The 15,033-nt window shown below is 70.1% G+C and carries 10 protein-coding genes and 3 tRNA genes; 7 read left to right on the plus strand and 6 right to left on the minus strand.

Annotation, left to right across the window (positions count from 1 at the left end; translation table 11 throughout):
* The first annotated feature begins 496 nt into the window (after window positions 1–496).
* Window positions 497–1,744, plus strand: a complete 1,248-nt coding sequence (locus ABZ172_RS12465) for a cytochrome P450 (RefSeq protein ID WP_356883079.1) — start codon at window positions 497–499, stop codon at window positions 1,742–1,744.
* 202 nt (window positions 1,745–1,946) lie between these two features.
* On the opposite strand, the gene ABZ172_RS12470 is transcribed toward ABZ172_RS12465, so the two are convergent.
* Both ABZ172_RS12470 and ABZ172_RS12475 read right to left on the minus strand, forming a co-directional pair.
* Complete coding sequence (locus ABZ172_RS12470) at window positions 1,947–2,780, minus strand: methyltransferase domain-containing protein (RefSeq protein ID WP_356883081.1); 834 nt, start codon at window positions 2,778–2,780, stop codon at window positions 1,947–1,949.
* A gap of 248 nt (window positions 2,781–3,028) precedes the next feature.
* A complete protein-coding gene (locus ABZ172_RS12475) occupies window positions 3,029–3,934 on the minus strand; it encodes a methyltransferase domain-containing protein (RefSeq protein WP_356883083.1) in 906 nt (301 codons plus the stop codon).
* A 368-nt stretch (window positions 3,935–4,302) separates the two neighbouring features.
* Between ABZ172_RS12475 and ispH the strand changes: the two genes are divergently transcribed.
* Window positions 4,303–5,253 carry a 4-hydroxy-3-methylbut-2-enyl diphosphate reductase gene (ispH, locus tag ABZ172_RS12480; protein WP_356883085.1) on the plus strand — a complete coding sequence of 317 codons (951 nt, stop codon included), beginning with the start codon at window positions 4,303–4,305 and terminating at the stop codon, window positions 5,251–5,253.
* Window positions 5,254–5,523: 270 nt separating this feature from the next.
* Here ispH and ABZ172_RS12485 read toward each other — a convergent pair whose 3' ends face one another.
* A complete protein-coding gene (locus ABZ172_RS12485; RefSeq protein WP_356883088.1) occupies window positions 5,524–5,808 on the minus strand; it encodes a LuxR C-terminal-related transcriptional regulator in 285 nt (94 codons plus the stop codon).
* A gap of 1,312 nt (window positions 5,809–7,120) precedes the next feature.
* Between ABZ172_RS12485 and ABZ172_RS12490 the strand changes: the two genes are divergently transcribed.
* A tRNA-Asp gene (locus tag ABZ172_RS12490) sits at window positions 7,121–7,195 on the plus strand.
* A 22-nt stretch (window positions 7,196–7,217) separates the two neighbouring features.
* Window positions 7,218–7,294 (plus strand) — tRNA-Phe (locus ABZ172_RS12495).
* Window positions 7,295–7,345: 51 nt separating this feature from the next.
* Here the strand turns inward: ABZ172_RS12495 and ABZ172_RS12500 are convergent.
* Together ABZ172_RS12500 and ABZ172_RS12505 are read right to left on the minus strand one after the other, a co-directional pair.
* Complete coding sequence (locus tag ABZ172_RS12500; RefSeq protein WP_356883090.1) at window positions 7,346–8,188, minus strand: cytochrome c biogenesis CcdA family protein; 843 nt, start codon at window positions 8,186–8,188, stop codon at window positions 7,346–7,348.
* The gene (locus ABZ172_RS12505) at window positions 8,185–8,982 is read right to left on the minus strand and encodes a DsbA family protein (protein WP_356883091.1); all 798 of its coding nucleotides are present in this window, start codon (window positions 8,980–8,982) and stop codon (window positions 8,185–8,187) included. The genes ABZ172_RS12500 and ABZ172_RS12505 overlap by 4 nt, the downstream gene beginning before the upstream one ends.
* A 314-nt stretch (window positions 8,983–9,296) precedes the next feature.
* Here ABZ172_RS12505 and hrpA point away from each other — a divergent pair, with 314 nt between their 5' ends.
* The 3 genes from hrpA to ABZ172_RS12520 all read left to right on the plus strand — a co-directional run bounded on the left by hrpA (window position 9,297) and on the right by ABZ172_RS12520 (window position 13,955).
* Window positions 9,297–13,253: an ATP-dependent RNA helicase HrpA gene (hrpA, locus tag ABZ172_RS12510; RefSeq protein ID WP_356883093.1), complete on the plus strand. Its 3,957-nt coding sequence runs from the start codon at window positions 9,297–9,299 to the stop codon at window positions 13,251–13,253.
* Between the two features lie 115 nt (window positions 13,254–13,368).
* Window positions 13,369–13,443 (plus strand) — tRNA-Asp (locus ABZ172_RS12515).
* A 140-nt stretch (window positions 13,444–13,583) separates the two neighbouring features.
* Complete coding sequence (locus ABZ172_RS12520; protein ID WP_356883095.1) at window positions 13,584–13,955, plus strand: DUF6274 family protein; 372 nt, start codon at window positions 13,584–13,586, stop codon at window positions 13,953–13,955.
* Window positions 13,956–14,559: 604 nt separating this feature from the next.
* Here ABZ172_RS12520 and bldC read toward each other — a convergent pair.
* On the minus strand, window positions 14,560–14,766 hold the full coding sequence (gene bldC / locus ABZ172_RS12525) for a developmental transcriptional regulator BldC (RefSeq protein ID WP_003949541.1): 207 nt from the start codon (window positions 14,764–14,766) through the stop codon (window positions 14,560–14,562).
* Window positions 14,767–15,033 lie beyond the last annotated feature (267 nt).

The following is a 15,033-nucleotide window of genomic DNA, read 5'->3' on the forward strand; positions in this document are numbered from 1 at the left end:
TGCTGCACCGGAAATTACATGATCGTTCCTGCCACAATCATCAACGACCCCCTCCACTCATGTCAACGACGCAGTGTGAGCATCCTCGACTTTAGGAAAAACCCCAAAGAACGCGGCGCAAGGGCCGGATTGGACTAGCCTGCGGTTGGTATCCGCCGGGTGGCATCCGAGGTCGTACTCCGAGTCCGGCCGCCGGGCCGTCACCCGACGGCGGACGGGAATTCCGGAGAACGACCCGGTTTGCACCGACCGCCGTGGATGCCCTGTTCGGCAACGCGGTCCACGCCCGCGTCGAGCAGGCCCACGAAGGGCCGGGCGGCCCTTCGACACGCTGACGACCCGGCTGCGGGAACTGCCGCGCTTCGGCCCGGTCGGCCATATCAGGATCTCTGAAAAGCCCCCGGCCGAGCAGGCTCGACTCGGCTCCGGCAGGCCGAGCGATATCCGCGGCATCACTGATCACTGCCGGAAATATTTCACGAGCTGGGGAGGCGAGATGACTGCGTCAGCCGATTCCGTTGAATTGCATGAGGGCAGGCCCTTCGACCCGTACGGCGCGCACCGCGACGACCCGTATTCATTCCTGGCCGACGTCGGAGACGCGGAGCCGGTGTTCTACGCCCCTCTGCTCGGCGCGTGGTGCGTCACCCGGCGCGAGGACATGGTGTCCGTGCTGCGGGACGACCGGAGCTTCTCGGCGCGTGACCACAACCCCCGTCCTGCGGTGGAGTTGCCCGAGGACGTGCGCCGGATGTTCCGCACCTGGCGCGGCGCCGACGCGGTGGCCGTCGGCTCGCTGGACCCGCCCGAGCACGCCAGGGTCCGGGACATTCTCAACACAGGGTTCACGCCGGCCAGGGTCAGAGCGTTCGAACCGACGATCCGCGAGATCGCCACCGATCTCGCCGAGCGTGCCGCGGCCTCGACGGAGTTCGACCTCATCTCCGGGTTCGCCGTTCCGTACGCCCTCGAGGTGATCTGCCGGCGCCTGGGGGTCCCGGAGGAGTACTACGACCGCTGCCGCACCTGGTCCGAGCAGCGCATCGAACTCATGATGTCGCAGCAGAACGCCGATCCGGAGCACCTGCGCGCCTACGCCCGCGGACTCATGGAATTCGGGGCGTTCGCCCGTTCACTCGTGCAGGAGCGGCTGGCCGCGCCGCAGGACGATCTGATCAGTGAGCTGCTCCACGACGGCAAGGCGGGCCGCACGCTCACCGCCGACGAGGTCGCCGTCCAGGTCCCCACGCTGATCTTCGCGGGACACATGACCTGTGCCGAGGCGCTCGGCACGATCTTCTACCAGCAACTCCGGTCGCCCGGCGGCTGGGCCGAGGTCGCCGACGGGAAGGTCGCCACACGGAATCTCGTCGAGGAGGGGCTGCGCTTCGACAGCCCGCTGGCGGGCATGTACCGGACCGCGACCCGCGACGTGGTGGTCGGTGACGTCCCCCTGACCGCGGGGAGCCGGCTGCTCCTCCTGTACGGAGCGGCCGGCCGGGACAGCCGTTCTCACGCGTGTCCGGCCGCGTTCCGTCCGGACAGCGGGTCCGCCACGCATCTCGCGTTCGGGCACGGCATCCATTTCTGCCTCGGAGCCGGATTCGCCCGCGCGGAACTGGAGATCGCGATTCAGGCCGTCGCCGCCAGGATGCCGGGGCTGACGCTCGCGCCGGGGACTCCGCCGCACCACCGGCCGGTGTTCCCGCTGCGGGCGCTCACGGAGTTGCGGGTACGGCAGTGAGGAGACGGTCCGACGGGTGGTGGCCGGCCGCGGACCGGCCCGGCGGCGCGCGCGGCGGGTGGAGAGCGGCCCCCGTCCACGCCGGGGTTCCCCGGGGTCGAGGTGCGTCAGGACAGCCCTCTCGGCCTGCGCCGGACGTGACGCAGGCCGAGGGTGGGCGGGGCGGCACCTCGTCCAGGTGCCGCCGGACCGGTGACCGCGGTCAGGCGCGGACCGCGGTCACGTAGACATAGCCGCTCTCCGGGATGGACCCGAACCTGCGCACGAAGTCGATGAGCGAGTCGGCCTGTTCCTTGCCGACCAGATCGGCGAGCTTGTCGCTGACGGTCTCGAAGGCGTCGGCCATGAGCCCGAGGGTCCGGATGACGTGGTCGGTGATGTCGCGGATCTCCACGTCGACGAAGCCGTTGGCGGCCAGAGCCGTCCGGTATTCGTCCATGGTGCCCAGCGAGCTCACCCCGTAGTTCGCGCAGACGTGGTCCAGGACCACCTGCCCCTCGGGACTGACCGGGTCGCGCTGGATGACGTCGGCGACGGCGAGGCGGCCCCCGGGGCGCAGGACGCGGGCGGCCTCGGAGAGCACCTGGCTGCGGTCGGGCATGTGCCACATCGACTCGAAGGCCCAGGCAGCGTCGAACGAGCCGTCCGGGAAGGGCATGTCCATCGCGTCCGCGAACTGGAACGTGGCCCGGTCGGCGAGCCCGGCCTCGACGGTGTGCTGTGTGGCCTCCGCCGCCTGGATGTGGCTGATGGTGATGCCCACGACGTTCACGTCGGCAGCGCGGACGAGCCGCCGCGCGGGGTGGCCGATGCCGCAGCCGATGTCCAGGACCCGCTGCCCGGCCCGCGCGTCGAGACCCGAGATCATCAGGTCGGTCAGGCGGTCGGTGGCCACCTCGACCGAGCTGTCGTCGGCGTCGTTCTCCCAGTAGCCGTAGTGGATGTTGGGACCCCACACGGAGCCGTAGACCCGGCCGAACCCGTCGTACACGTTACGGACGTCGTCGCTGTGCGTGGGAGGCTGCTCGATCGTCATGAATAACTCCGTGTCGTTGTGAAAGCCGCGGGACACCGACGGCGGTTCCGCCCCGCCGTCGGTGAGCCCGCGAATGATCGTGCTGGTACGCCACCACCGGTCCTGCGGATCGACCGCGAACCACCGCGGTGAGGACTCGGTCGGCCGGCCTTGGATCCGGGAGTCACCTCGAAGGAGTCCACAGGCCCGGGCCGGGAAAGCTCAGCCCCGCTTCTGCGCGGTCGACCGAGAACCACGGACAGCCATGCTCACGTGTTCAACTCGAAGCGCAGGAAGCCCAGCCGCAATCCACCGGCCCGCCATTCGGCGCCCTGCGCCTGGTTCGCCAGCAGCGAGATCCTCATCTGCCTGCGTTCGACCGCGGTAAGGCTGTCGTCACTGTCCAGCACGGCCTTCGTCCAGGCGGCACTCTCGTCCCAGAACGCGGCGGTCTCGGCCGTGGCATCGATGTCATCGACCAGTTCGAAGCCCGCGGCCTTCGCGGCCTCCACGTATTCGAGCACCGTGGCCGGCTTGGTGTAGAAGTACTCCGCCCACACATCGGCCCCGCGCGGTCGGGTGGTGAACACCTCCTCGACGCACACGCTCGCGCCGGGACGAAGCGCGTGCGCCAGACGCTGGAACCACTGAGCGCGGTTGAAGTACCCGCTGCTCTCGATCGCCACCGCGGCGTCGTAGGGGCCGTCGTCCACGGTGAACTGGTTCGCGTCGCTGACGAGGGTCCGGACCCTCCCCTCCAGGCCGCACTCCCGCGCGAATCCCTCGACGACCGGCGCGTGCTCCGGCGCGTTGGTGACCGCCGTGACGTCGGCGCCGTATTCCTGCGCCCAGAAGAGCGCGCCCCCGCCGAGACCGCAGCCGACGTCCAGGACCTTCCCCGACAGCCGGTGCTCGGCACCCCAGATCTTGGCCGCGTGCCGCAGCAGACCTTCCTGATGGACCCGGATGCTCTGGCGAATGGAATCCGGCGTCGCGTCGTCGGCGTGCGAGGGCGTTTCAAACGTGGGGTAGTAACCCACGTGATAGTGAATCCTGGGACCGGGCCCGTACTTGCGGACAAGCTTGGCCGTTTTATCGTCGTAGTACTGGCCGACTATCCTGACCTCGTCCTGGGGGTCCAGCGCTGCCAGAGGTGAAGTTGAAAGATTTGACACGGCCACTTCTCCAGAGCTCAGATGCCGACGACGTTGGCGAGGAAGCGTGGTGTGACGAGGGCCGCCGGACCGGATTCCTCGCAAGCAGCGCCATGTACTCATTGCAGAGCCGCCCCGATGAATCCGGAATCTTGATTCCTTCCGAAATCGGGTGGCAACTATTTGATCTCATCCTGAAGGTCGGCTCTGGTCGTGTCAACGACGCAGTGTGAGCATCTTCGAGTTTAGGAAAAACCCCAAAGAACGCTGCACGAGGACTGGATTGGACTAGCCTGCGGTTGGTATCCGCCGGGCGGCACCCGAGCCGTACTCCGGCAACGCGAGCCAGGCGTTCCGACGCGGACTCCACGACATCGAACGGAGTGGAAATGAGCGGAGGTAAACAGATCCTGCTGGCCGAGCCACGGAGTTTGTGTGCCGGTGTGCGCAGGGCGATAGCCATCATCGACCTCGCGCTGGAACAGCACGGAGCGCCGATCTACGTCCGCAAGGAGATCGTGCACAACCACCACGTGGTGCACGAGTTCCAGCGCCGCGGTGTCCGGTTCGTCGACTCCGAGCAGGAGGTGCCGGAGGGCGCGGTGTGTGTCTTCTCCGCGCACGGTGTCTCCCCCGAGGTGCGGCGGAACGCGGAGGCACGTGGGCTGGACGTGCTCGACGCGACCTGCCCCCTGGTGGCCAAGGTGCACCAGGAGGCCCTCCGGTTCGCCCGCGACGGGCGGACGTTGCTGCTGATCGGGCACGCGGACCACGAGGAGGTCGAGGGCACCTACGGGCACGCACCCGACCGGACGGTCGTCGTCGAGACGGTCGAGGACGCGGAGGCACTGGACCTGCCGGCCGACGCTCCGGTCGCCTTCCTCACCCAGACCACGCTCTCGGTGGACGAGACCAGGGACGTCATCGCCGTGCTCCGGCGCAGGTTCACCGATCTGCGCGGGCCCGCCACCGACGACATCTGCTACGCGAGCCAGAACCGCCAGGACGGCATCCGGGCCGTCGTGGACCGGTGCGACCTGGTGCTGGTGGTCGGTTCGACCAACTCCAGCAACTCGATCCGGATGGTCGAGGTGGCTCGCAGGCTCGGCGGCAGGGCCGAACTGGTGCCGGACGTGACCCACTTCGATCCCACCTGGCTGGCCGGCGTGAGCACCGTCGGCGTGAGCGCCGGGGCGAGCGCACCGGAGATCCTCGTCGACCAGCTGCTCGTCCGGCTCGCCGAACTGGGGTACTCGGACACGACCGTGGAACGGGTGGCGACCGAGGACATCGTGTTCTCGCCACCCGGGCGGCTGACCGGGGTGCCGGACGAGCCGTGACCGCTCCGAGGCCGTCGGCCGGCCCGGCTTCGCGCCGGGCCTCCCTCCCTCAACGGATGCGGTGAGGGGCCGCGGCCGCCCACCGCAACCGGGCAGGGGCACCGTCCGACCGGGCGCCGCCGGACCGTGCCCGCCCCGGAGCGGCCGGACGAGCCGACCGCCGAGGAGATCCGCGCGTTCCCGATCGAGCGGATCTCCGCGACCGGACCCCTCGCGCCCCCTGGGTGCGGACGAGCCGTCCCCCGCCCTCGTGCGCGACGTCGGCCGAGGTCAGTCCACGGTCTCCCGCGCGATGCGCGGAGGCCACGAATCCGCTCGCAGTATCCGGAGGACGTACGCCCTCGAAACCAGTGCGACACGGTTCGGCGCCTGTAACTTGTCCGACATGACGCGCACGTGGTAGTCGATGGTCTTCGAACTGAGGAACAGCTCCCGCGAGAGCCGGCCGCTGGAGTACCCCGCGGCAACGCCCTCCAGTATCCGGGCCTGCATCGAGCTGAGAGCCCAGTCGTCGAACGGCCGGGCCGCTTCCCAGATGTTCTGATCATCGCTCATGGCACCCATCCATTCCGTACCACCGTGCTGGTTCCCCGCGCTCCCGTTCGTGTCGTCCTGAGCTCGTCGACCGGTCGGGCCATGCGTGCACCTCTTTTCGGAACAGGCCACCCTCTTCGGGGCGGACCGCGAAATCAAGGTCATTGACGGAAACACCAAGGGCCGCTGGAATCAGGGCGCTTATACCGGCCGACGCCATCGTCGGTTGCTCACCTGAGGCGGACCGAGGACATCAAGGACTCTTCCCTCCCGTTGTGCCCGCATCTGACGCCAAGGGAAAAACCGAGCCGCACGGGTCGAGCAGGTTCGAACTGTTGAAAAAGAAAAGACCTTCACGGACACGGACCGGCATCGGCGGGCCTCACAGGGCCGTGCCCGAATCCACAGTCAGGCCGTGCGTGAACGAACGGATCGGGCACCGACGGCTGCCCGCCTCACGCGACCACCATGACCGTGACGTCCCGTTCCCGCGCCGCTCCGGATCCTCACGCATCCCGGCCGAGTTGCCGTCGCGCATGCACATACCGCCTTTCCGAGCGAAGCAGCCCGCCAGAAAACGGACTTGCCCATCAGTTCCGCACCAGCTCGTCATACCCGACGCGCATTTAAATAATGTGATCGTACTCTCCCTGGGTCGATAGAGGGACGATGAACCTTCCCCTTCTCCCCGCAGTGGCTGGAAGGCCCTTGGGCGACTCGGAAGGAGACACCTCCGCCCCGCTCCCCGCAGTCGCCTTTCATGCGCAAGCACAAGACAGAGAAATGAAGTTATTTCCTACTGAAGTTGAACTCGCGATGCCATGAGGCAGCTCGGGCGGGCCCGACGGCAGGGCTGTCCGCGAGGTGGCGGCGGTACGGGGCGCGGCACAGGTCGTGCCGGATGCGCCGGATGACGTGGTCGGGGACCGGAAAGCGACGTCGGAGCACCGGCCGCGTACGAGGAGTGGCTGGATTCCTTCGACGGGGTGGAGGAGGCCGCGTCGAAGGAGGCGGTGGACGGTGAGCCGGACCCAGGCGTGGCGGACTCCCGCACGGCGGTGGCCTGGTGCACGTCGAGGTCGTCCCGGACGGGCGGCCGGGCCGCCGGGCGACCGTCGGCGGAGGCGACGGATCCGATCCCTGCGGTCACACAGTCCCCTGTGCCTGTCCGGCCTGTCCGCACGCGGGCGGTGTCGAGCGGGGCCGAGGAGCGCACGGAATGGCGCAGCCCTCGGGCGACCGCGTGTATGCACAGGTCAGCGACGTAACGATGCCGGGTGCGGATCCCGTTGGGGGCACGCTTGACCGTGTGCGAGACTTGTCCCGCACACGAGGTCCTGTGGAGCAGTTTGGAGTGCTCGCCACCCTGTCAAGGTGGAGGCCGCGGGTTCAAATCCCGTCAGGACCGCTGCAGCCCTCACGGGCTGCGTGGCTGGGTAGCTCAGTTGGTACGAGCGATCGCCTGAAAAGCGATAGGTCGCCGGTTCGATCCCGGCCCCAGCCACCACCCGAAGGCCCCGTCCCCGGACGGGGCCTTCGGCGTGCCGTCGGGGGCCGTTCAGTCCGCCCCCGCCCGGCCCACGCGGTACCGCCGCACCGCGTGGACGGTCAGTGCGAGCAGCGCCACGGCCGCCACCACGGCCAGCACCGCCGCGTCGGACACCCGCCCGCCGAGCCGCTGGGCCCACTGCTCGACGGCGAACGACGCGTCCACGTCCAGCAGTCCGGGCAGCGCGGTCGTCCCGTCGTACGCGAGGAACAGCGTCCCGAGCCCGACGAAGAGGAGGCCGGAGACCAGCGAGGTGCTGTGCAGCCGGAGGCGGCCGACGCGCAGCGGCCTGCCGCGGAGCCAGGCCCGGCGGCCCAGGTCGCAGCGCTCCCAGAGGAGGGCGAGCACGAACAGCGGGACGGCCATCCCCAGGGCGTAGACGGCCAGCAGCAGTCCGCCGTAGACGGGGCTCCCGCTGACCGCGGCCACCGTCAGGACGCTGCCGAGGACGGGACCGGCGCAGAAGCCCGCCAGGCCGTAGACCGCGCCGAGGGCGTAGACGGAGAGCGCGGTGGTGGGCCGGATCCGGCCGCTGAGCGCGGCGATCCGCCGGGAGGCGAAGCCCAGCCCGGCGATCTGGGCGAGACCGAGCCCGATGATCAGCCAGCCCGCGCCGAGCACCAGCGCGTCACGGTGCCCGTAGAAGAGCCGTCCGGCGTACGAGCCGGCGGCGCCGAGCGGGACGAGGGTGGTGGCGAGCCCGGCGTAGAAGACGCCGGTGCGCCCCAGCAGCCGTGCGGCGGAGCCGACGGAGTACGCGAAGAAGGCCGGGAGCAGCAGGGCGCTGCACGGGCTGACCAGGGCGAGCAGACCGCCGAGCAGGGCCGCGAAGTAGCCGAGGTCCGGGGTCACTTCGCGGGGTTCCCGGCGCTGCCCACGTGCGCGTCCTCCGCCGCCGCCTCGATGGCCCGGATGAAGACGGCCGGCGGCTGGGCGCCGGCCAGGGGGCGGCCGTTGATGAGGAAGGACGGGGTGGAGGTGACACCGATCCCGTACGCCTCCTGCCGGTCGGCGCCGACGGCCTCGCCGGCGGCCGCGCCGGCGGCGTCCCGGGCGAAGCGGTCGAGGTCCCGCACGCCCGCCTGCCGGGCGAGGTCCCTGAGGCGGTCCGCGCCGAAGCCCTTCACCTTGGCGTCCTCGGCGTACGCGGCCCGGTGGAAGGCCCAGAAGCGGCCCTGCCGGCCCGCCGCCCAGGAGCCGCGGGCGGCGGCCTCGGACGCCTCGCCGAAGATCGGGAAGTTGCGCCACTCGATGCGCAGGACGCCGTCGTCGACGTACTTCCTGATCAGTTCGGGTTCGGTGTCCCGGGCGAACTTCCCGCAGTAGCCGCACTGGAAGTCGGCGTACTCGATGAGGACGACGGGGGCGTCGGTGGCGCCCAGCGCCTGCTCGTCGTCCGCGTCGCGCCGGGCAAGTCCGGCCGCCTCCCGCCGGACGCCGTCCGGCACGGCGGCCGTGGTCCCGGAGCCCGGTCCGTCCGGGGCGGTGGCCCGGTAGGAGACGAAGCCGAGGAGGCCGGCGGCCAGGACGACGACCAGGCCGAGGAGCACCGGCTTCGTGGCGGACTTCGAGGCCGGCCTCTTCGCGGCGGGCTTCGTCGCGGCGGGCTTCGTCGCGGCGGGCGAGGGGCGAGGGGGCGTGGTCATGCGGCGCTCCGGCGGGGATGCGGGGACGGACGGACTCCGCGGGATCTCCACGGGGCAGGGTGCGCCGGGCCCGCCCGCGTCCCGGTGCCCGGCGGATGCGGGCACATCCCGGGCACGGGACCGCCGTGTGCGGGCGCGGGTGATCGGCTGCCGGGAATGGTACGCCCTGCGATCGCACGCTCCCGCTCGGTGACTGCCCCGGGGCCGGGGCGTCCGGGAAACGGTGCCACCGGGCGCCCCGGAAGCGGTGCGACACGGCCCGCGCCGAAATAGGTTCGCCACTCCTCGCGCGCGGGTGAGATCCTGGTGTCCGTATGTCTACTTCCTTCGCCGATCTCCAGTCCCTGCTCGGGCAGCTCTCGCTCCGCGACGCGCACAGGCTCGGCCGCCGTCTCGAGGGTGCCCGCCGCATCCGCAAGCCGGAGGCCCGCCAGTCCGTACTGGACGAGATCTCCGCCGAGGCCGGGAAGGCGGCCGGGCGGCTCGCAGGGCGCGCCGCCCGGGTGCCCGCGCTGTCGTACCCGGAGCAGCTTCCGGTCAGCCAGAAGAAGGACGAGATCCTGGAGGCGATACGCGACCACCAGGTCGTGATCGTCGCCGGGGAGACCGGCTCGGGCAAGACCACGCAGATCCCCAAGATCTGCATGGAGCTGGGGCGCGGCGTCCGGGGCATGATCGGGCACACCCAGCCCCGCCGGATCGCGGCACGGACGGTCGCCGAACGCGTCGCGGACGAGCTGCGGACCCCGCTGGGCGAGGCCGTCGGCTGGAAGGTCCGCTTCACCGACCAGGTGAACCCGGACGCGACCTTCGTGAAGCTGATGACGGACGGCATCCTGCTCGCCGAGATCCAGACGGACCGCGAGCTCCTCGCCTACGACACGATCATCATCGACGAGGCCCACGAGCGGTCGCTGAACATCGACTTCCTCCTGGGCTACCTGGCCCGGCTGCTGCCCAAGCGCCCCGACCTCAAGGTCGTCATCACCTCGGCGACCATCGACCCGGAGCGCTTCGCCCGGCATTTCGGCGAGGCGCCGATCGTGGAGGTCAGCGGACGGACGTATCCGGTCGAGGTCCGCTACCGGCCGCTGCTGGAGAAGGACTCCGACGACGCTGCCGACTCCGACCGCGACCAGATCACCGCGATCTGCGACGCCGTGGACGAGCTCGGCCACGAGGCCCCCGGCGACGTCCTGGTCTTCCTCTCCGGCGAGCGGGAGATCCGCGACACCGCGGACGCGCTGAACAAGCGCAACCTCCGGCACACCGAGGTCCTCCCCCTCTACGCGCGCCTGTCGCACGCCGAGCAGCACCGCGTGTTCCAGCGCCACACCGGACGCAGGATCGTCCTGGCGACCAACGTCGCGGAGACCTCGCTGACCGTCCCCGGCATCAAGTACGTGATCGACCCGGGCAACGCCCGTATCTCCCGCTACAGCCACCGCACCAAGGTCCAGCGGCTGCCGATCGAGCGGATCTCGCAGGCCAGCGCCAACCAGCGCAAGGGCCGCTGCGGCCGTACGTCGGACGGCGTCTGCATCCGGCTGTACTCCGAGGACGACTTCCTGACCCGCCCGGAGTTCACCGATCCGGAGATCCTGCGGACCAACCTCGCCTCCGTCATCCTCCAGATGACCGCGGCCGGCCTCGGCGACATCGAGAAGTTCCCCTTCATCGACCCGCCGGACCACCGCAACATCCGCGACGGCGTGCAGCTGCTCCAGGAGCTCGGTGCGCTGGACCGCCCGGAGAAGTCCGCGGACGAGGACAAGCGGGGCCAGCGCCTCACCCCGCTGGGCCGCAAGCTGGCCCAGCTGCCCGTCGACCCGCGGCTGGCCCGCATGGTCATCGAGGCCGACCGCAACGGCTGCGCCCGCGAGGTCATGGTGATCGCGGCGGCGCTCTCCATCCAGGACCCGCGCGAGCGCCCCTCGGACAAGCAGACCCAGGCCGACCAGAACCACGCCCGTTTCAAGGACGAGACCTCGGACTTCCTGGCGTTCCTGAACCTGTGGCGTTACGTCCGCGAACAGCAGAAGGAGCGCGGGTCCTCCAGCTTCCGCCGGATGTGCAAGCAGGAGTACCTGAACTTCCTGCGGATCCGCGAGTGGCAGGACATCTACACCCAGCTGCGCTCGGTCGCCAAGCAGATGGGCATCGACGTCCAGGAGCCCAAGGGCGACGAGGGCGTGCCGGAACAGGCGGTGCACACCTCGCTGCTGGCCGGCCTCCTGTCGCACATCGGGCTGAAGGACACCGAGAAGAACGAGTACCTGGGCGCCCGCAGCGCCAAGTTCGCGGTCTTCCCGGGCTCCGCGCTGTTCAAGAAGCAGCCCCGCTTCGTGATGTCGGCCGAGCTGGTGGAGACGTCACGGCTGTGGGCGCGGGTCAACGCCAAGGTCGAGCCGGAGTGGATCGAGCCGCTCGCCCAGCACCTGCTGAAGCGCACCTACAGCGAGCCGCACTGGGAGAAGGACCAGGCAGCCGTCATGGCCTACGAGCGGGTGACCCTCTACGGGGTGCCGATCGTCGCCCAGCGCAAGATCAATTTCGGCCGGATCGACCAGGAGGCCTCGCGCGACCTGTTCATCCGCAACGCCCTGGTCGAGGGCGACTGGCGCACCCACCACCAGTTCTTCCACGACAACCGCAAACTCCTGGGCGAGGTCGAGGAGCTGGAGCACCGCGCCCGGCGCCGCGACATCCTCGTGGACGACGAGACCCTCTTCGACTTCTACGACCGCCGGATCCCGGAGCACATCGTCTCAGGGGCGCACTTCGACTCCTGGTGGAAGCAGAAGCGCAGGGACGAGCCGGAGGCGCTCGACTTCGAGCGCTCGATGCTCATCAACGAGAAGGCCGGGGCCGTCACCAAGGACGACTACCCCGACACCTGGCGGCAGGGGAAGCTCAAGTTCCGGGTGACCTACCAGTTCGAGCCGGGTGCCGACGCCGACGGCGTGACCGTCCACGTCCCGCTCCAGGTGCTCAACCAGGTCACCTCCGAGGGCTTCGACTGGCAGATCCCGGGCCTGCGCGAGGACGTGGTCACCGAGCTCATCCGCTCGCTGCCCAAGCCGATCCGCCGGCACTACGTCCCCGCCCCGAACTACGCGACGAAGTTCCTGGACCGCGCGGTCCCGTTGCAGGAGCCGCTGCCGCTGACGCTCGCCCGCGAGCTGCAGCGGATGGTCGGTGTCCCGGTGACCGCGGACGACTTCGACCTGTCCCGGGTGCCGGACCACCTGAAGATCACCTTCCGGGTCATCGACGAGCGGCGGCGGAGGGTCGCCGAGGACAAGGACCTGGAGGCCCTGCGGATCCGGCTGCGGCCCAAGGCCCGCCAGGCCCTCTCCCAGGCCGCCGCCGCCACCGCGGGCCCCTCGGGTGAGTCCGTCGAGCGCTCGGGCCTCACCGACTGGACCCTGGGCACCCTGGACCGGGTCTTCGAGACCCGCCGCGCCGGCCAGCCGGTGAAGGCGTACCCGGCGCTCGTCGACGAGGGCGCGACCGTCGCCGTACGGCTCTTCGACACGGAGGCCGAGCAGCAGCAGGCGATGTGGCGCGGCACCCGCAGGCTGATCCTGCTGAACATCCCGGTGCATCCGGCCAAGTTCGCCTCGGACAAGCTCAGCAACCAGCAGAAGCTGGCGCTGTCCCGCAATCCGCACGGCTCCGTCCAGGCGCTGTTCGAGGACTGCGCGACGGCGGCGGCCGACCGGCTGATCGCCGCGCACGGCGGTCCGGCCTGGGACGAGGCGTCGTTCCGGAAGCTGTACGACAAGGTGCGCGCCGACCTGGTGGACCTCACCGTCCGCACGATCGGCCAGGTGCAGCAGATCCTGGCGGCCTGGCAGGCCTGTGAGCGCCGGCTGAAGACGACCAACAGCCTGGTCCTGATCAACAACGTCACCGATGTGCGCGACCACCTCGCCCGCCTCGTCCCGCCCGGATTCGTCACCGCGACCGGGCTGCCCAGGCTGCCCGACCTGATGCGCTATCTGGTCGCCGAGGACCGCCGGCTCCAGCAGATGCCGACGAACGTCCAGCGCGACACCACGCGCATGGAGAAGGTCCACGAGATGCAGGACGAGTACGCCTGGCTGCTCGAACAGCTCCCGCAGGGACGGCCCGTGCCCCAGGCGGTCCTGGACATCCGCTGGATGATCGAGGAGCTGCGGGTGAGCTACTTCGCGCACGCGCTGGGCACCGCGCAGCCCGTCTCGGACAAGCGGATCGTGAAGGCGATCGACGCCGCCGCACCCTGATCCGGCCCCCGCGGAGCCGTGACGGGGGCCGCACGCAGAGTGAGTTCGACCTGGCCGCCGGACCTCCTGTACAGTCTTGCTTCGCAGCAGGCCGCAAGGCCGGAAGCGAAAACGAGGTCCTGTGGAGCAGTTTGGAGTGCTCGCCACCCTGTCAAGGTGGAGGCCGCGGGTTCAAATCCCGTCAGGACCGCAGTAGACGAAAGCCCGGATCCCCTGGATCCGGGCTTTCGTGCGTCTTGACGGTGCACGCCGGCGGGGGTACTCCCGTAGGACGGAGTCCGCCCCTGTTCCTCCCGCCGCGGGGCGGCCGGGTCCGCCGGGAGGCCGCCCATGCCCGCGTCCACGGAGAGGCACGAGACCCGCGCGCTGCTGCGCGCCCACCTGGCGGCCGCCTCCGGCTACCGCCACCTCACCCCTCGCTGCCCCGTCTGCCACCGCCTGCTGCGGCTCGCCATGGAGCCCCTGACGGCCCCACAGGCGCCGTACGGACAACGGGAGCCCGTCGATGCGTCCGGGCCGCCACCGGGCCGGGAGGCGGCCACCGACGCCCTCGCACGGGCCACCGGAGCGCCGACCCACGCGGCCGAGGCCCCGGACGACGCCACCCGGGCCGGCACGGGGCACCGCACGGCCCCCGCCGGGGAGGCGCGGCGGGATCACCCCGACGCCCGCCCCGGGGTCGAAAGTCCCTCCACGACATGACCATCTGCCGCAGCGGACCACCCCCGCGCGGTGACAGCCTGGGAGTGGGTAGGCCCGCGCCGGTGTGACGGGAGTCACCGAAAAAGTTTTCGGCAAGGGGGACCTTACGCGCTTCCTACAACTGGCGAATTTAATATGTGCAATTGCACTGCCCTGAAAGTACATCCCGGACCGTTCCGCCCGAGCCGCCCCACGACGCCCGGCACCCGGGCGAACAACCCCGAACAACCCCGCTCAGAGTCGCACGCGGCCGCTGTGCAAACCGACCCGTCGGCCGGTTCGGGAGCCGTCCCGGCCCCCGAGACGCCGGCCGGGACGGCTCCCGCGACCCCGGAGGACCGGGCGGACACCTCCCCGGACACCCCTCGCCATCCCCCGTGCACGCCAGGACACTCCGCGACACATCGGGGCACATCGAGACACCTCGGGACACAAAAAGATCGCGCTGGACCCGGCGGAGTCCAGCGCGATCGAACGACGTACCCGCATGTCACAGGCATGGCACCCGTTGGGGCGGGCACCCGTCGTGTGGAGCTATGAGTCGGAGCACCGGGGGCTGGGGGACCCTTCGGCGCCCTGTTGCGGCTGCGGCGACAGGGGTGTGTCAGGCCTCGCTGCGCTGCTGCGGAATACCCGCAAGCAGTGCGCGGACCTCTGCCTCGCGGTACCGGCGATGTCCACCGAGCGTGCGGATGGACGTGAGCTTGCCAGCCTTGGCCCAACGGGTGACCGTCTTCGGGTCCACGCGGAACATCGTGGCGACCTCAGCCGGGGTCAGCAGCGGCTCGGCATCAGGGGTGCGAGCGGTCATGAGCGGCCTCCTCGGGAGAACCGAACCATCTCGGTTCTTTCCTCTAAATTCTGCACCTTGACCCGCGTTGCCCGAAATGACGGACGCGGGCCGAGTCGGTTATAGGACGAACGGCTTGTCCTCGGCACTACAACTACACCATCCGTCCAGCCACGTCGGCCAAACCGATGGAATTGCCCTCCCAGGTGTTCATCAGCGACGGAAGCCGATGGACCATGCCATAGCGGACAGTCACGCAGCGGTAACGATCAGTCACAGGGCAACCAG

Source organism: Streptomyces sp. NPDC006296 (assembly GCF_040613235.1).
Classification (GTDB): Bacteria; Actinomycetota; Actinomycetes; order Streptomycetales; family Streptomycetaceae; genus Streptomyces.